This window comes from Streptomyces sp. NPDC050145 (assembly GCF_044460245.1).
GTDB lineage: Bacteria > Actinomycetota > Actinomycetes > Streptomycetales > Streptomycetaceae > Streptomyces.
This window is the reverse complement of the sequence record NZ_JBITJS010000009.1, coordinates 273,808-295,946: the sequence shown is the minus strand read 5'-3', so window position 1 is coordinate 295,946 and position 22,139 is coordinate 273,808. Positions and strand designations below refer to the sequence as shown.

19 protein-coding genes are annotated in these 22,139 nt (G+C 68.5%); 15 read left to right on the top strand and 4 right to left on the bottom strand.

All coding sequences use genetic code 11. From position 1 onward, the window contains the following. The first annotated feature begins 540 nt into the window (after positions 1-540). From ACIBTU_RS20225 to ACIBTU_RS20205, 5 genes are all read left to right on the top strand, one after another. Positions 541-1,473 carry an IclR family transcriptional regulator gene (locus ACIBTU_RS20225; protein ID WP_399127726.1) on the top strand — a complete coding sequence of 311 codons (933 nt, stop codon included), beginning with the start codon at positions 541-543 and terminating at the stop codon, positions 1,471-1,473. Positions 1,474-1,889: 416 nt separating this feature from the next. Next, on the top strand, positions 1,890-3,371 hold the full coding sequence (locus ACIBTU_RS20220) for an MFS transporter (RefSeq protein ID WP_399127643.1): 1,482 nt from the start codon (positions 1,890-1,892) through the stop codon (positions 3,369-3,371). A gap of 54 nt (positions 3,372-3,425) precedes the next feature. Then, on the top strand, positions 3,426-5,081 hold the full coding sequence (locus ACIBTU_RS20215) for a thiamine pyrophosphate-binding protein (RefSeq protein WP_399127642.1): 1,656 nt from the start codon (positions 3,426-3,428) through the stop codon (positions 5,079-5,081). A 22-nt stretch (positions 5,082-5,103) separates the two neighbouring features. After that, a complete protein-coding gene (locus tag ACIBTU_RS20210) occupies positions 5,104-6,819 on the top strand; it encodes an amidohydrolase family protein (protein ID WP_399127641.1) in 1,716 nt (571 codons plus the stop codon). After that, positions 6,816-8,057 carry an amidohydrolase family protein gene (locus ACIBTU_RS20205; protein ID WP_399127640.1) on the top strand — a complete coding sequence of 414 codons (1,242 nt, stop codon included), beginning with the start codon at positions 6,816-6,818 and terminating at the stop codon, positions 8,055-8,057. The genes ACIBTU_RS20210 and ACIBTU_RS20205 overlap by 4 nt, the downstream gene beginning before the upstream one ends. Positions 8,058-8,119: 62 nt before the next feature. On the opposite strand, the gene ACIBTU_RS20200 is transcribed toward ACIBTU_RS20205, so the two are convergent. Further along, the gene (locus ACIBTU_RS20200; RefSeq protein ID WP_399127639.1) at positions 8,120-8,242 is read right to left on the bottom strand and encodes a hypothetical protein; all 123 of its coding nucleotides are present in this window, start codon (positions 8,240-8,242) and stop codon (positions 8,120-8,122) included. A 539-nt stretch (positions 8,243-8,781) separates the two neighbouring features. Here ACIBTU_RS20200 and ACIBTU_RS20195 point away from each other — a divergent pair. The 4 genes from ACIBTU_RS20195 to ACIBTU_RS20180 all read left to right on the top strand — a co-directional run bounded on the left by ACIBTU_RS20195 (position 8,782) and on the right by ACIBTU_RS20180 (position 11,423). Further along, the gene (locus ACIBTU_RS20195) at positions 8,782-9,084 is read left to right on the top strand and encodes a hypothetical protein (RefSeq protein WP_399127638.1); all 303 of its coding nucleotides are present in this window, start codon (positions 8,782-8,784) and stop codon (positions 9,082-9,084) included. Positions 9,085-9,402: 318 nt separating this feature from the next. Beyond that, positions 9,403-9,705 (top strand): Rid family hydrolase, encoded by a 303-nt coding sequence (locus ACIBTU_RS20190; protein WP_399127725.1) that lies wholly within the window; start codon positions 9,403-9,405, stop codon positions 9,703-9,705. A gap of 408 nt (positions 9,706-10,113) precedes the next feature. Further along, a complete protein-coding gene (locus ACIBTU_RS20185; RefSeq protein WP_399127637.1) occupies positions 10,114-11,013 on the top strand; it encodes an NmrA family NAD(P)-binding protein in 900 nt (299 codons plus the stop codon). Further along, the gene (locus tag ACIBTU_RS20180; protein WP_399127636.1) at positions 11,010-11,423 is read left to right on the top strand and encodes a cupin domain-containing protein; all 414 of its coding nucleotides are present in this window, start codon (positions 11,010-11,012) and stop codon (positions 11,421-11,423) included. The genes ACIBTU_RS20185 and ACIBTU_RS20180 overlap by 4 nt, the downstream gene beginning before the upstream one ends. 175 nt (positions 11,424-11,598) lie before the next feature. On the opposite strand, the gene ACIBTU_RS20175 is transcribed toward ACIBTU_RS20180, so the two are convergent. Next, positions 11,599-12,657, bottom strand: coding sequence for an FUSC family protein (locus ACIBTU_RS20175; RefSeq protein ID WP_399127635.1), 1,059 nt, complete (start codon positions 12,655-12,657; stop codon positions 11,599-11,601). A 175-nt stretch (positions 12,658-12,832) separates the two neighbouring features. Between ACIBTU_RS20175 and ACIBTU_RS20170 the strand changes: the two genes are divergently transcribed. After that, positions 12,833-13,294, top strand: a complete 462-nt coding sequence (locus ACIBTU_RS20170) for a MarR family winged helix-turn-helix transcriptional regulator (protein WP_399127634.1) — start codon at positions 12,833-12,835, stop codon at positions 13,292-13,294. 13 nt (positions 13,295-13,307) lie between these two features. On the opposite strand, the gene ACIBTU_RS20165 is transcribed toward ACIBTU_RS20170, so the two are convergent. Together ACIBTU_RS20165 and ACIBTU_RS20160 are read right to left on the bottom strand one after the other, a co-directional pair. Further along, complete coding sequence (locus ACIBTU_RS20165) at positions 13,308-14,345, bottom strand: LLM class F420-dependent oxidoreductase (RefSeq protein ID WP_399127633.1); 1,038 nt, start codon at positions 14,343-14,345, stop codon at positions 13,308-13,310. A gap of 162 nt (positions 14,346-14,507) precedes the next feature. Beyond that, the gene (locus ACIBTU_RS20160; RefSeq protein WP_399127632.1) at positions 14,508-16,709 is read right to left on the bottom strand and encodes an acyl-CoA dehydrogenase; all 2,202 of its coding nucleotides are present in this window, start codon (positions 16,707-16,709) and stop codon (positions 14,508-14,510) included. Between the two features lie 202 nt (positions 16,710-16,911). Between ACIBTU_RS20160 and ACIBTU_RS20155 the strand changes: the two genes are divergently transcribed. The 5 genes from ACIBTU_RS20155 to ACIBTU_RS20135 are packed head-to-tail and all read left to right on the top strand — an operon-like array spanning position 16,912 to position 22,043. Beyond that, positions 16,912-17,106, top strand: a complete 195-nt coding sequence (locus tag ACIBTU_RS20155; protein ID WP_399127631.1) for a ferredoxin — start codon at positions 16,912-16,914, stop codon at positions 17,104-17,106. After that, positions 17,103-18,197, top strand: coding sequence for an NAD(P)-dependent alcohol dehydrogenase (locus ACIBTU_RS20150; protein ID WP_399127630.1), 1,095 nt, complete (start codon positions 17,103-17,105; stop codon positions 18,195-18,197). The genes ACIBTU_RS20155 and ACIBTU_RS20150 overlap by 4 nt, the downstream gene beginning before the upstream one ends. A 10-nt stretch (positions 18,198-18,207) precedes the next feature. After that, a complete protein-coding gene (locus tag ACIBTU_RS20145) occupies positions 18,208-19,359 on the top strand; it encodes an NAD(P)/FAD-dependent oxidoreductase (RefSeq protein WP_399127629.1) in 1,152 nt (383 codons plus the stop codon). A gap of 45 nt (positions 19,360-19,404) precedes the next feature. Continuing rightward, complete coding sequence (locus ACIBTU_RS20140; protein WP_399127628.1) at positions 19,405-20,640, top strand: cytochrome P450; 1,236 nt, start codon at positions 19,405-19,407, stop codon at positions 20,638-20,640. A 17-nt stretch (positions 20,641-20,657) separates the two neighbouring features. Continuing rightward, positions 20,658-22,043 carry an aldehyde dehydrogenase family protein gene (locus ACIBTU_RS20135; RefSeq protein ID WP_399127627.1) on the top strand — a complete coding sequence of 462 codons (1,386 nt, stop codon included), beginning with the start codon at positions 20,658-20,660 and terminating at the stop codon, positions 22,041-22,043. Positions 22,044-22,139: the final 96 nt, after the last annotated feature.

Here is a 22,139-nt window from a genome sequence, read left to right as displayed (position 1 = left end):
GTCGCGCTTCGCCTGGCGCGGCCTTGCCGCGTCGCCGGCCTCCGACGCGCCCTCGCCGGCCGCGGGGCCGGGAGCGGGTCGGCGGGGGCGGCCCCCCCCCCCCCCCCCCCCCCCCCCGCTTCGGCTGGAGCAGGCGGAAGAAGCCAGCATCAGCAAGGTTATCGATACTGCTCTCGGGAACCTTGCGCAGGGCCTCGGCCTCTATTGCGCGTTCACGCAGCGCGGGGGTCAGGTCGCGGACCGCGTCGAGGACCGCGGTGCTGGAGTCTTCGCTCATGTCCCCTCTCTGACAAGTGTTGTGGGGTGCTGTGCACTCACCGCAGTGGCCCCTTGCGTGCTTGATCCACGGGATGGCACCAACTTACGCCGTGCGGTATACGGCGGTGAAGAGCCTGTCCCGCTGAGCAGGAAGCACACTCCCGAGCTCTGCCAAGGGGCGCAGTATCTGTGTCGGAACACACCTACGGACTGCTTCGTTCACGAGTGAGCCGATATGAAACATGCAGCACTGGGGCACCAGAGATGTACCACGGACGCATCGTGCTGAAGAGGGGGTTCACTGTGCATCAAGGGGCAGTTGCAGGCGGCCGGACCTGGTCGGCGCCTCCAGCCGGCGGAGACCGGACGTTCCCGTCATCGGACTCGGCGTCGTCCCTCCTGAAGAAGGCCGAGCGGGTGCTCGCCGCCTTCGACTGCGCGCACCCGCAGCTCTCCCTCACGGAGGTGATCCGACGCTCGGGCCTCAGCCGCTCGTCCACCCACCGCATCCTCGACCAGCTGGTACAGCTGCATTGGCTCGACCGGGAAGGCCGGAACTATCGCCTGGGCATCCGCCTCGTGGAACACGGGGGGCGCGCCGCTCAGCACAACCGCCTTCTCCGCGCGGCCGTGCCCAGGCTGGACAGGCTCCACGAGGCGACGGGCAAGATGGTGCAGCTCCATGTCCTGGACGGCATGGACGTGGTCTGCCATGACCGCGTGGGCACCCTCGACGACCACTCGGTGGCCACCCACATCGGTGCCCGCCTCCCAGCCCACTGCACGGCCGCAGGCAAGGCCCTCCTCGGTTTCGGTGATCCGGCCGACGTGAAGCGAGTCCTGGAAGCCGGCTTGCAGCCCCTTACACCCCACACAGTGACGCGCCCCTTCCTCTTCCGTACGGAGCTGGCCCTCGTGCGAAAGGAGGGGGTCGCTTTCGACTGGGAGGGGTCGTGCCAGGGCCTGGTGGCCGCAGCGGCTCCCCTGCGAGGTGCGGGGCGGGCGATCGCTGCGGTCTCTCTGTCGTCATGGGGCGGCCACCGGACCATAGAGCGGCTGGCTCCACTCCTACAGTCGTGCGTCAGGTCGATCTGGAGCGAGCTGTACGGGCTGGGCCGTGCCGCCCGGTTCACGCCGCTGGAGGCACCTCCTGCGACGGTTCCTGTGCCGATGGACAGTATGAATCGGTGGGCGCGATCGAATAACTGGATGTAGCAGGGGCGCTCGGGCCGGACTGTTCTTCCAGGTGTTCACGTAGTCCTCGGCCACGCCCCGAGCGTGTGCGCGGGGACACAGGGGTTTCGTCGTCCGTCGTGCCTGCGAGTGCCTTTCTCGCCCCGCCGCAAGCCGCTGTGCGGCGTTGCGCATGCTAACGGCGGCGAGGACGCCATGCAGGCGGGGTCCCAGGGCCCTCTGGTCGGGCCGGCCTCCGTTTTCCCGCCATTCGGGAAAACGGAGGCCGCCGCTTACGTCTCCCATTGCCGCCGGCACCAAACGGCTGTTAGACCCGATCCCTGTCGCGCCACGGCGTGCCGAAGCCCCGAGCCGTCCCGTCTCTCGAATGAGCTTTGCCCTGCCCCATTCACACTCGTCCGCGTTCAACGACACCACTGTCCCCAGGGAGCCGCGCTATGCGAGATGACAGCACACAGGCCCTTACCGGCAGCGATCCCTCCTCCACCACGGCCGTGGCCGGGGAGCGGTCGAAGCTCTACTACTTCTCGATCGTTGGGCTGCTGATCCTCGCCACCGAGGTCGTCGGATTCGAGTTCACGTTCATCTACCCGGCGGTCGGACAGATCGCTGCAGAGTTCCAGACCCAGCAGGTCGCCTGGGCGCTGACGATCCTGTACCTGGGCGGCGCCGCCGTCGTCCCAGTGGTCGGCAAGCTCGCCGACATCCATGGCAAGAAGAAGATGTTCGTGCGCTGCGCGGCCTGCTTCCTCGCCGGCACCCTGGTGTGCGCGCTGGCACCGTCGTTCGCCGTCTTCATGACAGGCCGTGCCCTCCAAGCGTCCGCCCTGCCGTTCTTCGTACTCGGCTACGGCCTGATCCGCGACCTGCTCCCGGCCCGCCTGGTCCCGATCGGCCTCGGCTGCCTGGCCACCAGCACCGGGGTCAGCGCGATCCTGTCCACCTTCCTCGGCGGCTGGCTGATCGACGCCCACGGCTTCCGCGCCACGTTCTGGTTCCTCTTCGGGTACATGGGTGTGCTGCTGCTCGCAGTGATCGCGTTCCTGCCCGAGTCCCCGGTGCGCAGCCCGCAGCGGGTGGACTACAAGGGCGCGTTGCTGCTGGTCCTCGGCTGTTCGGTGCTACTGGTCTCGCTGGCCATGAAGGGCCCCATGCTTGCCGCCGCCCTGCTGATCTCCGTGGGCCTGCTCGTCACGTTTTACCTGAGCCAGAAGAAGATCGCCTCGCCGCTGATCGACCCGTCGATCCTCACCCGTCCAGCCTTCTTCCTCACCCTCGCCAGCACAGGCACTCTGACCGTCGCGTGGGCCGGATACGGATTCCTCTTCCCCCAGCTGCTAATGACGCCGCACGGGCCCGGCGCGGAGTACGGGTTCGGGCTCAGCGCGGTCGAACTCGCTCTCTGGCACGGGCTGCCGATGGGCCTGGGCACCATGCTCTGCGGCTTGCTGGGCGGCTGGCTGGCCCGGCGCTCCGGGCCCCGCGCGGTGCTGGTCCTGGGGGCGTTGCTGCTGCTCACCGCATGTCTGATGGTGGCCTTCGTCGCGCCGACGACGGACAACGCATGGGTGTTCCGCCTGATGTCTTTCGTCGATGGCGCCGCGGCGGGTTTCTTCCAGGCCGGCACGCAGAACATCATCGTCGAGACGGTCCCCGCGGACCGGCAGGGCATCAGCGGCTCGATGAACTTCATGGTCCAGAGCCTGGGCGGCTCCGTCGCCACGGCCGGCCTGACTGCCCTCCTCCTCAAGCACCCGCTCGGCACCAGCAAGGCCGGGACGTTCCTCTTCACCTGGGAGGGCTACCGGACCGTGTTCCTGACCGCCGCAGCCTTCGCGCTGCTGGCCCTGCTGATCAGCCTCGCCCGGCGTGACGGACACACCCCCGCGAGCGGCGGCCTCGTGTCCGGCGCCCACTGACCCACCCCCTGCAACCCGATCACACACCGACCCGTACGAGGGAGCCGACTGCCCATGACAACGCACACGGTCGACGGCGGAGGAGCTGTCGCGCTGGCCCTGGAGGCACTGGGCGTCGACACGGTCTTCACCATCCCCAGCGCCCATACCCTGTCCATCCTCAAGGCAGTGCACCAGCGCGGCAGAATCCGGGTCGTGGGTGGCCGGCACGAGCAGGGCGTGGTCCACTCGGCCGACGCCTACGCCCGCACGACCGGCCGGCTCGGCGTCGCTATCGCCAGCACCGGGCCGGGTACGGCCAACTCGATGGGTGGTCTCTATGAGGCCCATCACGCTTCCTCCCCCGTGCTGCTGATCACCAGTCAGGTACCCACTGCCCACCTCGGCCGGGGCCGGGCGTACGTCCATGAGGCCGAGCAGCAGGCGGCCATGCTGCGCACCCAGTGCCGCGAAGTCTTCACGGCACTGGACGCGGACTCGCTTGCGGCATCGGTCATCCGGCTCGGCCGGTCTGCGCTGACCGGGCGTCCGCGTCCGGTGGCGATCGAGATCCCGACGGACGTGCAGGAGGCGTACGAGACCATCGTCGACCTCGCAGCCCTGACGGCGGAGGCCGCTCGGCCGCTCCCGCGCTGCACGCCGTCGGCCGACGCGGTCGAGCGCGCGGCGGAGCTTCTCACCGGGGCACGGCGTCCGGTGATCTGGGCGGGCGGCGGAGTTGTCCGCTCCGAGGGTGCTCCAGAGGCACTGCGCGCCTTTGCGCGCCGCTGGCGGGCCCCTGTGATCATGAGCCGGGAGGGCCGGGGCGCTATCGGCGAACACGATCCGTTGAGCCTGGGTGCCAACGGGATCGACGGTGACGTGCCGGCGTACCTCGCGTCCTGCGACGTGATGCTGGCGGTCGGTACGCGCTTCCAGCAGTATCCAACCGCCGAGTGGCGCCTGCGTCTGCCGGAGCGCCTAGTGCATCTGGACGCCGACCCGACGGTGATCGGCCGTTCCTATCCGGCGGAATCCGCTCTGGTCGGCGACGCGGCGGCAGGCCTGCACGCCCTGCACGCGGCCCTGCCGCCCTGCGACACGGACACGGCCCTCGACCGCAAGCGGCATGTGGAGGAGGGCCGCAGGACCGTCGAGCGGATGCAGGACCTGGTGACCGATCGGGTGGGCGCGGACCACGCGGCGATCTGCGCGTCGATCGAACGGCACCGCCCGCGCCGGAGCGTCGTCGTGCGGGACGCGACCGTACCTGCGTACGCCTGGGGCGAGACCCTGCTGCCGATCCACCACGCGCGCACCTCGATCCGCTCGACAGCCGCCGGGATCGGGCCGGGCGTTCCGCTGGCGATCGGCGCGGCCTTCGGGAGCGACGCCCCGGTGATCGTCCTCCAGGGCGACGGCGGCTTCATGCTGAGCGTCGGCGAGCTGGCCACGGCCGTGCAGCACCGGCTCCCCCTCGTCATCTGCCTGTTCAACGACTCGGGATACCAGATGCTCCGCACGATCGAGGGCCGGCGCGGGGACGGGATGCTCCACGACGTGGACCTCTCCACCCCCGACTTCACCGCCCTCGCCACCTCCTTCGGCGCGCACGGCGTGAAGGTCGCGAGCGCCGCCGCCTTCGACGAGGCGTTCGCCGAGGCGCTACGGCACGAAGGCCCGACCCTGATCGAAATCGACATGCACGGCCTCATCCCGATCATCCGCTGATCCACCTGAGCATGGAGGACGTATGCAGGACCTGATCATCCGCGGTGGCACCGTCGTCGACGGCACCGGAACTTCCTCAGTCACCGCCGACGTCGCCGTGAAGGACGGGCGTGTCACGGCCGTCGGCAAGGTCACCGAACGGGCCGCCCGCGAGATCGACGCCTCGGGCGCGGTCGTCGCCCCTGGATTCGTCGACATCCACACCCACTACGACGCGCAGGTCACCTGGGACCCGATGCTCACCCCCTCCTCGCTCCACGGCGTGACGACGGCGATCGGCGGCAACTGCGGCTTCACCCTCGCGCCCGTCACCCCCGAGGCGGCCGCGTACCTCGTGCCGATGCTCGCCCGGGTCGAGGGCATGCCCATCGAGTCGCTCACCGAGGCGCTGCACGTCGACTGGGACACGTTCGCCGCGTACCTGGCGCGCCTGGAGAACCAGGTCGCGCTGAACGTCGGCTTCCTCGTCGGCCACAGCACACTCCGGCAGCTCGTGATGGGGCAGGACGCCATCCGTCGCGAGGCCACACCGGACGAGGTCTCGGCGATGACCGCCCTGCTGCGGGAGAGCCTCGCCTCCGGCGCCCTCGGCTTCTCCTCCACCCGCTCCCAGTCACACAGCGACCACGAGGGCGTCCCGGTCCCCTCGCGCTGGGCGGCAGTGGACGAGCTGGTGGAGCTGAGCCGTGAGGTGGGCCGGCACCCGGGCACCACTTTGGAGTTGATCCCCTCCATCGACATGGAGTTCGACATGGAGGCGTACGACGTGATGGCCCGCATGTCGGCCGCCGCGAACCGCCCACTGAACTGGAACCTCCTGAGCGTGCGTCCCGGCGAGGCCGAGGCCGGGTACCGGGCCAACAAGCTGGGCGCCTCCGACTACGCACGCGAACGCGGCGGCCGCGTCGTCGCCCTGATGCTCCCGCAGGTCTCCACCCTGCGTCTGAGCCTCCTCGCAGGCATGCTGTACGACACTCTGCCGGGCTGGTCCGAGGTGATGGCCCTACCCGCCAAGGCCCGCCTGGAGGCCCTTGGCGACACCGCCGTACGGGACAAGCTGCGGGCCGGTGCCGCCGGTTCACCGCGTGCGTGGGCGAACTGGGCCGACACTGTGGTCGCCGACGCCGCCGCCGAGAAGCTCCAGCCCTTCGTGGGCCGCCGCGTCGGGGACATCGCCGCCGAACAGGGCAAGGACCCCTTCGATACCCTCCTCGACCTGGCCTGCGAAGACGACCTGAAGCTCGGCCTGATGCCTCCCGCACTCGGCGGCGACGACGCCTCCTGGGCCGAGCGGGTCCGGCTCTGCGGCGACGACCGCGTGGTGCTCGGCGGCTCGGACGCCGGCGCCCACCTCGACATGATCGACACGTTCGCCTGCCAGACAGCCTTCCTCGAGGAAGCCGTACGCGACCGCGGCCTGATCAGTCTGGAGCAGGCGATCCACCACCTCACGGCCGAACCGGCCCGCCTGTACGGGCTGCGCGACCGGGGCCACATCACGGTCGGCGGCCACGCCGACCTGATCGTCTTCGACCGCCACGAGGTGGGCCCGGGCGACGTCACGGCCCGCGCCGACCTCCCCGCCGGCGGCTGGCGCCTCACCTCCGACCCCACTGGCATGCACCACGTCATCGTCAACGGCACTCCCATCGTCGAGGGCAACAAGGCAACCGGCGCCCTGCCGGGACACATCCTTCGCTCCGGACAGGACACGGACACCGTGGAGGCACGCGCATGACGGACACTGCAGCCGTACGAGACAAGCAGCGGATCCCACGCATCGTGTCGGTGGACGACCACGTCGTCGAGCCTCCCCACGTCTGGCAGCGCTGGCTCCCCAAGCGATACCGGGCTCAGGGTCCGCGTGTGGAACGCGGCGGGTTCGAGATGATGCAGAAGGACGGCGCCTTCCTCATCACTCGCCCCTCTGCACCATCCGCCGGAGGCCGCGAGGTCGACTGGTGGGTGTACGAGGACGAGGGTTACCCCATCCCTATGGTGATGGCCTGCGCCGGCTACTCCGAGGACAAATACACCTTCGAGCCCATCGGCTTCGACGCAATGCGCCCCGGCTGCTACGACCCCAAGGCTCGCCTCGCCGACATGGACCTCAACCACACCGAACGGTCCCTGTGTTTCCCCACGTTCCCGCGCTTTTGCGGCCAGCGGTTCTATGAAGGCAAGGACAAGGACCTCGGGATCGCTTGTGTGAAGGCCTACAACGACTGGATGATCGAGGAGTGGTGCGGCGACTCCGGCGGCCGGCTCATCCCGCTGTGCATCATCCCGCTCTGGGACCCGAGGGCCGCCGCGGCCGAGGTGCGGCGCAACGCCGCGCGCGGCTGCCGCGCGGTGACCTTCAGCGAACTCCCGGTCAATCTGGGGCTGCCGTCGATCCACGACAAGTCCCGTTACTGGGACCCGTTCTTCGAAGCCTGCGACGAGACCGGCACCGTCGTATGCATGCACATCGGCTCCGGCTCCAAGATGCCGACGTCCTCGCCGGACGCGCCGCCCGGCGTACGGTTCGCGCTCACCACGCACAACGCGCAACTGTCGATGGCGGACTGGCTCCTGTCGGGCGTCCTGGCCCGCTTCTCGCGCCTGAAGATCGCGTACTCGGAAAGTCAGATCGGCTGGATGCCCTTCCTACTGGAACGCGTCGACAACGTGTTCCGCAAAAGCTACGCATGGGCGGAACTCGACCCGGCCATCACCGAGCCGCCCAGCACCTACTTCCCGGGCCGCGTCTTCGGCTGCTTCTTCGAGGACGACTTCGGCGTACGCGTGCGAGACGAGGTGGGCCTCGACAGCATCACGTTCGAGATCGACTACCCGCACCAGGACTCCACCTGGCCGCACTCCCTTGCGTACCTGGAGAAGGTCACGCATGACCTCACTGACGAGGAGATCCACCGGATCGTGCGCGGAAATGCTCTGGAGATGCTGGGACTGGATGACGTTCCACTTTCCTGAGCTCTTTGCCCGCCTCATGGTCGGAGAGCAGGTACCCACCAGATCTCCGACCGCCCGAGCTGTCAGGGCAGTTCATGACGGATCGCGTGGGCGATCATCTCTCCGATGAGTACGGCCGTTGCCGCGGGGCCGCGCAGTGGGGCCGTGGGCAGGACGGAGGTGTCCGCGACTCGGAGCGCGCGCACGCCATGAACTCTCCCGTACTGGTCCACCCCGCATCAGCAGGGTCCGGTCGCATCGGCGCCGTGCCGCATGGGTGCTGAGCCCTGCCGATGTTACGGCTGATCCACTCGACCAGCGCCCGGTCGTCGTCCACCCCGTCCGCCCCTGGCTTCCGTCGAGATATCCGTATTCGAGGCGTGGAGGCGCCAAAGAGTCAGCCGAGCGGAGGAACAGCCGGCCGGTCAAGCCGGGTGACTGCACCGAGGCAAGGAAGGCCAGGGGCGCGCCGGGCACCGTCACCATGCCGCCCACGAGTCCCGCCATCGGGACGAGTGACTGCAGGATCTCCAGGTCGCCAGGGTGCGTCCGACCGATCTGATGAGGACAGGTAGCCGAGCGCGGTGTTGAGCCGGAGGCCGTCGACGACGTTGCACGGCACAGGGCCGAAGCCCGGCGACGTCTGTCGCTCTTGTCGGGCTCCAGCGGATGACCGAGCAGGGTCGCGGCCGAATCCGACGCCGGCCGGGTGACCCTGGCCGAGGGGGCCGGCCGCCTTGAGGACATGCCCAGTCCCCCGGCCGGTGCGCCACGGACGCGCGACCCGCTCGCCCAGGTCTGGGCCCTGGCTCGCGGGGAGCGCGACGGGCAGCCGCTCGCGATCTCGGTCGAGCCGGCATCGATGCCACCGGGCAAGATGGGCGGCGGCACCGGCGCGGCGCTGTCGGTGGGACTCGAGCTGTTGCGTCAGGGCCGCATCATCGAGCCCGGCGTGCACGCTCCGGAGGGTGCCATCGCCCCCACGACTTCTTCTCGATGTTCCTGGAGTTCGTCGAACCGGCCGTCACCTCGGTGGACGATCTCCTGATCATCCACGAAGGCCCTGTCGGCTGATCGACGATCGCGGTGTGCCCGATCGGCGCCGTGACGGTGGCACCGGCGGGAGGACACATCCGGTGGAGCGGTTCGTGACGCGGGACTCCCGGTGGGGTGATGGGGGATTCCGAGCCCGCAGATCCCCCAACCGGGCGTCCTGCCTCTTGAGAAGCCCGCCCGGCACCGTGGGGTCCGCCAGCATCTGAGCATGACGATTCAGAAGATCAACCCGGACACGATCGCGCCACCGCACGAACACGCACAGGTGATCGTCGCGACCGGCAGCAAGCAGGTCTACATCTCGGGGTAGATAGCCATCGATGTCGACGAGAAGCTGCTCGGCGAAGGGGACTACGAGACGCAGGGCTACCACACGGTGAAGAACGCCTACGCGGCCATCGCCGCGCCGGGCGCCACGCCGAGGGACGTGGTGCGGCTGATGGTGTACGTCGTCGACCCGACCCAGGCGAACCTCGAGAACCTCTACGGCGGTCTGGCCAAGGCGACGGCCGAGGCCGGCGGAAGCACCACCGCCATGACTCTGATCGGTGTCGTCGGTTTCTCCACCCCCGGCGCTCTGGTCGAGGCGGACATGACCGCCATCACGGACTGACGCCCCATCGCGTGCACTGAACACCAAGTCTCAGTCGTTGGGCAGAGCCGCCCCCGCGGCTCAGGGGCGCCGCGCATCATTGATCCGGATGTACGAGATTGCGGTGCATGCCCGGCCGTGGAACAGACGCCCTGCGGAACCTCGGGCCCGGGTAGGAAGCGACCGGCCCCCGAGGATCCGGCAGGGTTTGCAGCACCGAGACACAGGGCCGTCGACAGCCGGGGCGACCCCCAGTCGCCCGATTCGTGACCCTACGCGGGCACGGCAGGCCGGCAAAGCAAGCCCACGCGCCCTGACCGGGGATCGCCCAGGGGACGCCCCACCGACGCCATATGCATTCGCCGACAAGCAGGCGCGTCGAGCCGGTCGTGGTCGCCGTGCCGAGTAGAAGACAAGCGAGGAGACAGAGTGGGCAAGACCCTCATCTTCGGTGCCACCGGAAACCTGGGAGGGCTCACCGCGGCGCTCTTGCACGAGTCGGCCCCTGATGCACTCCGGGTGTCGACCAGCAGAGAGGCGGGCCTCTCCCGGCTGGCGAAGCGGTTCCCCCAGGCAGAGGCCGTGGTGTGCGACTGGAACGTCGAGGAGAGCGTCGTCGCTGCCCTGGATGGGGTCAGCCGACTGCTTGTCGTGCCCCCGGACATGGTGACCGACGAGAACGTCGTGACACCGAACATCATCAACGCCGCACGGAAGGCCGGCACCGTTGAACAGGTCGTCCGCATGCTCGGGATGCCGCCGGGGTTCACGCTCGACCAGGCACCACCAGCGTACGTCCGCACCCGCTGTGGAGCCGGGCTGCACGTGGTCGCGAAACATCATCTGGATGCCAGCGGCCTGCCGGTCACGTACGTCAACGTCCCCGCCTGGATCATGTTCAACCTCGCCCTCTTCGTGGCGAGCGACGTAAAGCCGCGACGCCGCATATCGATGCCGGCCGACACGGACTCCGCGCGAATGTGGGTCTCGGAGCGGGACATCGCCGCAGCGTTCGCGCGCGTGCTCTCCGATCCCGTGCCTGATCACATCGGACGAGAGCTCCTGCTGACCTCACCCGAGCGCCACTCTTACGCCGACGTCGCCGCACTCTTCTCCGACGTGCTGGGCGAGACGGTGCCGTATGTCGATCACGACCGTGCGCTTCGGGCGTCGATGGGCGAGGCGTTCGACACGATGCGGACCTACCTGCGGTGCGAGCGCGGAACCTACGACGACGTGCCGCACGATCCGGCGATCACGGAGCTGCTCGGACGCCCGCAGGAAACGCTGCGGGACTACATCACCGAACACCAGGGGACGTTCCGATGACTGACACTGCACTCCAGCCAGTGGCGCTACGGCGGGACCACCAGCAGGGTTCGAACCTGCCACCGCTTCCCCTGTGGCCCGCCGAGATGCTCCCCCGTCCGATGAAGTCGCACCGCAATGTTGCCTGGTTCGTCGGGGATGAACTCACCTGCGCGGTCTACGACTCCGACGACGGCACCGTCAGCTTCAGCGACCTGCCCTACGACGAGCACGTGTACGTCCTGCATGGTCGGGCGCTGCTGACGTCGGTGGACGGGCAGCAGCACGTCTACCGAGCGGGGGACGCATTCGCCGTCCCCCGGGGCTGGACAGGCACCTGGACGATGACAAGCGGCTATCGCGAGCTCATCTGCATCGCAACGCCGTCGCTCCTCACCGCGTCCAAGAAATGGTGGCCCCAGCACGTCTAGGGCCCGCGCCGCGGCACTTCCCGACCCTGTGAACCGGTGGCTCCTCTGACCTGCGGGGCAGGTCAGAGGAGCCACCGGTTTCTCACGCGACAACGCCTCAATGCTGCTGCGCGGCACGCCGATGAACAGTCCTCAGCACGCCCTGCATCGCAAAGGGCGCGGATCCAGCTGTTCCTCAGGTCCGGTCCAGGAGCCTGCCGGCAGCGGAGCCGATGACGAGTGAAATGCCGCATGCGATGAGCGTGTCGATGAAGCGCTCGCGCAGCAGGCTCGGTGAGGGCTGCGTGCCGAGCCCCGTAAGAATGACGACAAGGGGGGTCATGATGACGGCGTACGCGGTGTAGTTGGCCAGTTTGAGGTAGGGGCGCGTCGCACCGATCACTGCGACGCAAGCGACCGCCGCCCAGACGGGCAGGGCCCCCAGTAGCAGCATGGACAGGACGACGCCGAGCGCGGTGCCCAGCCCCCGCTCACAGGTGCGCAGCAGGGCAGAGCCATGGTCTCGCTGGACAACGAGCGCGACCGTCAGTGCAAGCCACGCCGAGTGCGGACCAGGCCGCAGATGCGCAACGATCTCGGCAGCGGCCATGCACGCAGTGAGGCGGAGCGTGTAAGCCCAGCCGGTAAGGTGTCGCAAGCCCGTGAGCCAGCGTCCTACGTCAGCGCGGAGAGAAGGCTTCGGATCGTCCGAACCGAGCGCTTGCGGCGCAGCCGCCTTCGGGCCGGCTGCACGGGGAGCCTTGTCAGAGCCCGCCGCCAGACGCCTGTAGAGCGCATATCCGGCCAGCGTCACAGCACCGGCCCCGGCCGCCCCCAGCGCGAAGTAGGCAGACTTCTCAGCGGTCGACAGGGGCACAGCGGCCAGATTCGCCCCGAGGATCATGAAGACGACGGCCTGGATCGCAGTCTTGGCCGCGCTCGCCCGGATGCCGCCGAGCAAGGCAGCGACGAAAGCGAAACCCACGGTGACGAGGGACGGAGCCAAGTGGTGGGCTGTGGACACCATCCCGACAGTGATCGCGCACACGCCCACGACCAGGGCGCTGAGGATGTCCCTGACACGCTGTCCTGCTGTGCCCTGATGACCACTGCCGCTCCCCAGAAAGGCGCCGAGCCCTGCGGCCATGCCGAGGTCGAGCCGGTCGAAGGCGACTGCCAGGCCGGTCGGGAGCGCCAGGCTGAGGCCAGAGGTGAGGAGGCGCACGGCGTCCATTTCGACCTCACGCCAGCTCACGACTCCGGCAGCGACCTTTCGCGCACTCGCGACCGAGGCGGCCAGATGCCGTCGCCACACAGCAAGGCGACGGTGTCGCCGTCGCCCGTTCACGGCCCGCAGCATCTTTCTCATCTCGTCCCGAGCCCAAGAATACATTGATAGCAATACATTTATTTCAATATACACTGACGGGGTGAACCTCGGCGAACTGCACCGTCTTGGCCGGCACCTGGAAGACCTCGCGAGTGAGGCGATGCGAGAGGGTGCCCCCTCGAAGCTCAACCGCGCCCAGCGCGCCATCCAGTCGGACATCCGCGAGAATCCCGATACCTCGGTCGGCGAGATCGCGGCTCGGACAGGGTTCAGCCAGGGCTATGTGTCCACAGCCATCGCGGACCTGCGTGAGATGGGCCGCCTGGAGACCCGACGCGACCCCTCGGAGGGACGGCGCACGCTCGTGCGCCTGACCGAGGCAACGACGTCGCGGATCGAGGAACTCCGCCGACGGATGAGCGTCGAGGAACTGCTCACCGATCTTCAGCCGGACATCGAACCCGACCGCATTCCCCACATCGTCGAAGTACTCAAGGACCTCGACCAGCGATTGACCGAACGAGCACTGAACAAGCCCTCTTCAGGACGCAAACACCCCTGAGATCCTCAATGGCCTAGATCATCCCCTTCAGCAGCTCGAGGTCGATCAGTCGTCGGCCGGGATCGGGCGCCACAGGAGCAACCTTGAGGGTGGTGGCCCCGGCGGCACGGTATGCCCCGACGCGTTCGGCGACATAGGCGGCGGGGCCGACCAATGAAGTCGCCCGCAGCAGTTCGGCAGGCACCTCGGCAGCGGCTTCCGCCTTACGTCCGGCCAGGTAGAGGGACTGGATCTTCGCCGCCTCAGCCTCGTAGCCGTAGCGGCGCGCGAGGTCGTTGTAGAAGTTGCGTTCGCGTGCACCCATGCCGCCGATGTAGAGCGCGAGCTGGGGCCGCGCCAGGTCGATCAGATCATCGACGTCCTCACCGATGGCCAGCGGCGCCGAGACGACAACGTCCAGCTGCCCCATTGAGGGGTCGCGCCTGGCCGAACCCTCTGTCAAAGCCGTGCCCCACACGTCGCCCGCCTTCTCGGGATGGAAGAAGATGGGCAGCCAGCCCTCTGCGATCTCGGCGGCCAGCGCCACATTCTTCGGTCCGATCGCCGCGAGCACGATCGGGATGCGCTCGCGCAGCGGGTGATTGATGAGCTTGAGCGACTTGCCCAGTCCCGTGCCTCTCTCGGGCGGCAACGGGATGTTGTAATGACGGCCTTCGTGCACGACCGCCTCCCGGCGCCAGACCGACCGGCAGATGTCGACGATCTCCCGCGTTCGGCCCAAAGGGGCCGTGTAGGGCAGTCCGTGAAAGCCTTCCACCACCTGGGGTCCGGAGGCGCCGATTCCGAGCGTGAACCGGCCGTTGGAGACATAGTCCAGGCCGGCTGCGGTCATCGCGGTGAGGGTGGGCGTGCGGGTGTAGATCTGGAGGATGCCTGAGGCGATTTCCAAGCGTTCGGTCCGGGCTGCGATGTATCCGAGCTGGCTGACTGCGTCGAAGGAATAGGCCTCGGGGACGAAGACCATGTCCAGCCCGGCCTTCTCATAGTCGCCGAGGGCCGTGACGGTCTCCTTGAAACCGCCGCTGTAACTCAGGGACATGCCGATTCTCATGCTGGCCTCCGCTGAAACGTCGATCCGAGAGAGGGCGGGCGGCGTCCTGCGGCGACGGCTCCGCCGAAGGACGCCTTAGAGAGATTGCGGCCGGGCAGTTCCTCATGCCCAGCCGGATGTCGCTCGCCATGCGCCATCGCGTCGTCTTCTCACCATGCGCTGTTATCGCAGCAGTGGGTCCCTGGGCAGGCCCAGAATGCGCTCGGCGATCTGGTTGCGGGTGATCTCCGAGGTACCACCGGCGATGGACCGGCAGCGGCAATCCAGCAGCCGCTCGGCCTGCAGTGCTCCCTCGGTCCCTTCCTCCGCCAGCATCAGCTCCTCTCCGAGCAGCGCGAGTTGGATCTCGGCTGCCTCTTGATGTCGCTCGGCACGCAGGAACTTGGTGACGTTGCCTTCCGGTCCGGGCTCGGCACCGGTCACCGCTCGCTCCGCGCGGCGCAGATTGAGCAGGTCGGCGGCCTGGCTGCGGGCCAGCAACGTCCCCAGTCGGGGTGTTAGGTGAACGGGGCGGCCGACAGACTTGTAGGAGGCCAGCATCTCCGCCTCAATCGGCATGACCCCAACCTGACCGCCGCCGATGCTCAGCCGCTCATTACCGAGCGTGGAGCGGGCCACCATCCAGCCGCCGCCGACCGGACCGACGACATCTTCGTCCGGGACGAAGACATCACTGAGGAAGACCTCGTTGAACCCCTGATTGAACCGGGCGTCACCGGTGATCTGCTTGAGCGGCCGGACCTCCACGCCGGGAGCGTGCATGTCGATGGCCATCATGGTGAGACCGGCATGCTTGGACGCCGACGGGTCGGTTCGCACGGTGGCCAGCCCACTGGTGGCCCGATGAGCGCCGCTGGTCCACACCTTCTGCCCGTTGACGATCCATCCGTCTCTGCCGTCGGTGGCCCGAACCGCACGGGTGGTCACGGCCGCCGCGTCCGAGCCGGCATCGGGCTCACTGAACAACTGGCACCAGGTCGACTCCTGCATCAGCCCCGGCGGCAGCCAGCATCGCACCTGCTCTTCAGTTCCGTGCTGCAACACGGTCGCCAGGACCCATCCCGTGATGCCGTAGACCGGCGCAGCGAGACCGGCCTCGGCGAACTCCTGGTCGATCAGCAACTGCAGCCCAGCTGAAGCGCCTTGGCCCCAGGGCCGTGGCCAGTGCGGCATCGCATAACCGCGCTCGACGAGGGCCTTGACCCGCTGCCCGCCCTGCAGCATTGCGATCTCCCGGGCGACGGCTCGAACCTCCGCTCGGCGTGCCTCTACTTCCGGGGGCAGGGCTAGTTTCTGCTCACGACACACCCCCGCCTCAGCCAGGCGCACAGTGTCCACGGCGGCGTCAGCAGGGGACAGTAGGGCCTCAATGGCGGTGGCGCGGCGCAGCAGCAGATGGGCGTCGTGTTCCCAGGTGAAGCCGATCCCTCCGTGCACCTGGATGTTGAGCCGCGCATTGTGACTGTAGGCGGGGGCCGCCAGTGTTGCGGCGACAGCTGCGGCCAGTTCGAACTGGCGTGGGTCTGCGGCATCGCTGTCTGCTGCACGAGCGGCGTCCCACACGGCGGCGGCGGCGAGTTCGGCCTCCACCAGCATGTCGGTGCAGTGGTGCTTGATCGCCTGGAAGGTGCCGATGGCGCGGCCGAATTGCTCGCGCGTCTTCGCGTAGGCGACGGCGTCCTCCAGGCACTGCCGCGCCCCGCCGACCGCATCGGCGGAGAGCAGGGTGCGCTGCAGGGCGAGCGCGGTCGGAACGGCGTCGTTCAGCAGCCCGTCCTCAACGAGCGGGACGCCTTCCAGCCAGACACGGGCGGCACGCCGACCGCGGTCGATGTTCGCCGGGATCTCGATCCGCACTCCTGGGGCTTTCGCCTCGACCAACACCAAGTCAGATCCGCAGCACAGCAACAGGAGTTCGGCCTCTCCGGCTCCCAGGACCGCGCCGGCGTATCCGGTGACGGCGCGCCCGGCACGACGCAGTGTGCCGCCGAGCCCGCAGGCAGCACGAACACTGCCGTCGGCCAGCCCGGGGAGCCGCTGCGCCTGCAGTGCTTCACTGCCGCGGCGGGCGATCACGGCAGAAGTGAGCACGGTGGGCAGGTGCGGCCCAGGCGCCACCGCGCTCCCCGACTCTTCGATCAGAGCGACCAGTTCGGTGATTCCGGCGCCGCCTCCTCCACACTTCTCCGGCAAGTGGACGCCCAGCCAGCCGAGGGCGGCGAGGTCGGCCCAGAAGCTCGGCAGAGAATTGGGAGATTCACTGTCAAGTAGCGCCCGCCCTTCTGCACGGGCTCCTCGTGCAGCCAGGAAGCCGCGAGCAACGGACTGGAGTTCGAGCCCGTCGGGCTCGAGCGGGATCGGCAAGATGACCTCCCGGAAATACTGACGACATTCGTCTGATATTTCGGCACGCTAAGCGCACCGGCACGCGGGGTCAAGGGCCCAAGTGCCGCCCGAACCCTTGACAGGGCAAGCCCCCGGACCTAGGTTGATCAATAACGGACGTTACTCGTCTGAAATATAAAAAGATGCCCACACCAGGGACATCAAGAGGAAGGGCCTCAGGATGCAGGTCACCATCGAGCCGGAACGTTGCGTGGGATCGGGGCAGTGCGTCATGCTCGCCCCTTCCGTCTTCGATCAGGACGATGACGGGATCGTCGTCCTTCTTGACGACAAGCCGACCACCGCCCTGGAGGGCGTGCGCGAGTCCATCAGAGTCTGCCCCGCCCGCGCGATCTTCTCCGCGGATGAGGCATGAGGACCCGAGCCGCGGTCCTGCGCTCCACCAGCGCCCCGTTCACCGTGGAGGACGTCGACCTCACCGAGCCGGGACCCGGCGAGGTTCTGGTCCGGGTGACCGCCGCCGGTATGTGCCACACCGACCTCGGAGGCCGCCGCCCCCGCCCGGCCGGGGCCGAACTACTGCCCGCGATTCTCGGGCACGAGGGTGCTGGCGTTGTGGAGTCCACCGGCCCCGGGGTCACACGGGTCCGCGCCGGCGATCATGTCGTCCTGAGCTTCGACAGCTGCGGCTGGTGTCGCCAGTGCCTGGCAGGTACCCCCTCCTACTGTGACGAGTTCCGCGAGCGTAATCTCACCGGACGGCGGGTGGACGGCTCCACCGGAGCAATCGCTACGGACGGCACCGAGCTGACCTCCCGCTGGTTCGCCCAGTCCTCCTTCGCCCATCACTGCGTGGCCACCGAGCGCAGTGTGGTCAAGGTCGACCCAGAGCTGCCGCTGGACGTTCTTGCCCCGCTCGGCTGCGGCGTGCAGACCGGCGCGGGCAGCATCCTGATCGGCTTGGGCGTCACCGCCGGAGACTCGGTGGCGGTCTTCGGCGCAGGCGCCGTCGGTCTGTCCGCCGTGATGGCCGCCCGGCTCACCGGGGCGTCCCGGATCGTAGCCGTCGACCTGCACGCCAAGCGTCGCGAACTCTCCCTCGAGCTCGGCGCCACCCACGCACTGGACGGCAGCGACCCGGACCTTGTCGCCCAGCTGCGGAGCATTACAGGCGGTGGCCTCGACCACGCCTTCGACACCACCGGAGTTCCCTCCGTCATGCGCACCGCCGTCGAGGCCTTGGCCCCTCGGGGCGCACTCGGCCTGGCTGCCGGCGCCGGAGTGGTATTCGAGCTGCCACCCCCGATGCTCGCCGGCCGCACCATCACCTTCCTACTGGAGGGCAACGCAGTGCCGCAAACCTTCATCCCGCAGCTGATCGAGCACTGGCAGCGGGGCCGCTTCCCCTTTGAGCGAATGATCCGCCACTACACATTCGACGCGATCAACGACGCCGAACGGGACAGCACCAGCGGCGAGACCATCAAGCCCGTCCTCGTCATCTGAGGAGATACACGTGCAGCACATAGTCGTCGTCGGCGGCGGGGCTTCGGCAATCAGCGCCTGCGAAACCCTCCGCCATGAGGGCTTCGCAGGCCAACTCACCCTGGTCTCCGCGGAGTCCGGACTCCCCTACGACCGGCCACCGCTGTCCAAGCAGGTGCTGTCCGGTCAGTGGGGAATCGAGCGCATCGCACTGCGCTCGTCGCAGGAGATCGACGAGCTGGGAGTCACCTGGCTCGGCGGCCGCCGAGCCACGTCCCTGGACCCCACGAGACGTGTCGTCGGTCTGGATGACGGACGACATCTGGTCTTCGACGGTGCGATCATCGCCACTGGCGTGTCCGCCCGCCAGTTGCCGTTCGGTGCCGCCCTGGCGGGAATACATGTCCTGCGCACTGGTGCCGATGCCCGCGCGCTGCAGACCGCGTTCGAGTCCGGCCCGCGGGTCGTCGTCGTCGGCGCGGGACTCATCGGTTCCGAAGTCGCCGCCACGGCCCGAAAGTTGGGACTCGACGTCACCCTGGTCGATCCCGAGCCAGTCCCGTTGATGCGTCAGCTCGGCCGCAATTTCGGCGAATCGATCGCCCAGGCGCATCGGGCCAATGGCGTCGCACTGCGCATGGAGGCAGGTGTGCGCGGTTTCACCGGCGGAGCCGGCCGGGTAACCGGGGTCGAACTGGACGACGGCACCGTGCTGCCCGCCGAATGCGTTCTGGTCGCCATCGGCTCGGTCCCGGCCACCGAGTGGCTCGCCTCCTCCGGCCTGACGCTGGACCGCGGCGCGCTGGTCTGCGACCAGTACTGCCAGGCAGCACCCGACATCTACGCGGCGGGAGACGTCGCCGCGTGGCAGCACCCGGGCTACGGCCGCCGACTGCGGGTCGAGCATCGCACCAACGCCACCGAGCAGGGCAGGGCCGCAGCGCTCAACCTGCTCGGCGCCGAGCAGCCGTTCAGCCCTGTCCCGTACTTCTGGACCGACCAGTACGACATCAAGATCCAGGGCTACGGGCTCCTGGAGGGCGAGGACGTCGAGCTCGCCGAGGGCAGCCCGGAAGAGGGCCGTTTCGTCGCCGTCTACCGCAGCGGCGGCAAGCCGGTCGGCCTTCTCGGCTGGAACAGCGCCCGCAGGATGCGGCACTTCCGTCCTCTGCTCGATGCCTGAGCTCCCTGCACCCTCGTTCTCGACTCACCCCATCCGGAGGAACCGATGACGTCGCCCACCGCCTCTGCCGAGGCTGCCGAACTCCAGCAGCCGTTCCCCTGGCCGCGCCCAGCCATCGACCCGCCGGCCGCCTACGGCTGGCTGCGCGAGAATGCCCCGATCCGCCGTGTCGAGCTGGTGGACGGCCAGCCGGGATGGCTGATCACCCGCTATGACGACGTCCGTGAGCTGCTCGCCGACCCCCGTGTGAGTTCGGATGCGTCGATCCCCGGCTACTCACTGCTCGGCGCACCCCGGCCCCCCGGCAAGGACCTCTCCTTCCTGCGTTCGGACCCGCCGTACCACACCGTCTTCCGCCGGATGCTCGGCAAGCACTTCGCCATGAAGCGGGTGCAGGCGATGCGCCCGCGCATCCAGGACCTCGTCGACGAGACGATCGACAGGCTGCTGGCGCGCCAGGAGCGCCCGGTCGACCTGGTGGAACACTTCGCCCTTCCCATCCCTTCCACCGTGCTCAGCTGGCTGCTGGGTGTCCCCCCGGAAGACCGATCCTTCTTCAACAAGGCCTCCGAGGACCTGCTGGCGCGCGGCAATCCCGACATCCCGGATTCCGAGGAGAGGTCGGCGGCGGCGCGCATCGAGATGATGCAGTACATCGCCAAGCTCAGCGACGAGCGCCTGGCGCTGGACGAGCCGGGCGACGACATGCTGGGCGACATGGCCAAGGCCGTCAAGGCGGGAACGATCTCCCGCGAGGCCATGATCAACTCCGGGGTCACCTTGCTGGTCGCCGGCCACGAGACCACCGCGAACATGACCGCGCTGGGCACCGCCATCCTGCTCCAGCACCCTGATCAACTGGCCGAGATGAAGGCCACGCCCGAACTGCGCGCCGGAGCGATCGAGGAGCTGCTGCGCTTCCTCACCATCGTGCACCTCATCGTGGTCCGGGTCGCCAAGGAGGACATCGAGATCGCCGGTCAGGTGATCCCCAAGGGCGAGGCCATCATCCCGCTCAACTTCTCCGCCAACCGTGATGACGCCCACTACTCGGACCCCGACACCTTCGACATCCACCGGGCCCCGCGTGACCACCTGGCGTTCGGGTTCGGGATCCACCAGTGCATGGGCCAGCCGCTCGCCCGCCTGGAGCTGGACATCATCTTCGAGACGCTCTTCCGTCGTATTCCCGACCTGCATCTCGCCACGGAGGCCGAGAACCTCCCGTACAAGACGTACGCCCCCATCAACGGCCTCACCGGGCTCCCTGTCACATGGTGAACAAAGGACGATCGAGCATGGCTGACCGCTCGCAGAGCACCTTCGACGTGATCAATCCCGCGACCGGTGAGGTCTTCGCGACGGCTCCTGCCTGCTCTCCGGAGCAGCTCGATGCCGTGATGCATGCCGCCCACCGCGCCTTCGGTAGCTGGAGCCGCGACGATGGAGCCCGCCGTGCGGCCCTGCGTGCAGGCGCCGACGCCTTGCTCGCGGCGAAGGACCGGCTGTCCGCAGCTCTCACCGCCGAGCAGGGCAAGCCGCTGGCGGACGCGGCTTCCGAGGTGGAGGGTTCAGCCCGGTGGCTGCGCTACTACGCTGATCTGGAGACCGAGCCGGAGTACGTTCCGGCGCCGGGCGCAGACCGGCGGGTGGAGGTGACCCGCCGTCCGCTCGGCGTGGTTGCCGCCATCACCCCGTGGAACTTCCCGCTCTTGCTGGCCACATGGAAAATTGCGCCGGCGCTGCGTGCCGGAAACACCATGGTCCTCAAGCCCTCCCCGTTCACCCCGCTGGCCACGCTGGCCATGGGCGAGGTGCTGCAGGAGGTGCTCCCTGCCGGGGTGCTCACCGTCGTCACCGGACCCGACCCGCTCGGTAACCAGCTCACGGGACACCCGCTCGTCCGGAAGGTGAGTTTCACCGGTTCCACTGCCACCGGCAAGAAGGTCGCTGCCTCTGCAGCCGACGACCTCAAGCGTGTCACCCTGGAACTCGGCGGCAACGACCCGGCAATCGTCCTTCCTGACGCCGACCCCGAGGCCATCGCCGAGCAGTTGTTCTGGAGTGCGTTCCGTAACAACGGTCAGATCTGTGTGGCCGTCAAGCGAGTCTACGTGCACGAGAGCATCCACCGCCGCCTGGTGGACGCCCTTGCGGGGATCGCCGCCTCGGTGCAACCGGACGACGGTTCAAAGCCCGGTGTGCGGCTCGGCGCCATCAGCAACGAGCCGCAACTGCAGCGGGTGGAGGAACTCGTCGGGGACGCGTTCGCCCACGGCGCCAAGGCCGCGGCCGGCGGTTCCCGGATCGACCGTCCCGGCTACTTCTTCTCCCCCACCATCCTCACCGACGTCCCTGTGGACGCACGGATCGTGGTCGAGGAGCAGTTCGGACCGGCCCTGCCTGTACTTCCCTACCGGGAGGTCGACGACGCCGTGTCCATGGCCAACGACTCGGAGTACGGCCTGACTTCATCCGTCTGGGGGACCGACGTGGAGCAGGCCACCGCAGTGGCCCGGCGCCTCGACGCCGGGCAGGCCTCGGTCAACGCACACGCCGTCGGCCTGCGTCCCGACCTTCCCTTCGCCGGCTCCAAGTGGAGCGGTCTCGGCGTGGAGAACGGGCCCTGGGGCCTCCACGAGTTCACGCAGTTCAACGTCGTCACCGCCCCTGCCTCTTCGTAGCGGCGGGGGGGGGGGGGGGGGGGGGGGGGGGGGGGGGGGGGGGGGTGTTGGGGGGGGGGGGGGGGGGGGGGGGGGGTGGAAAAAAACAAAAAAAAA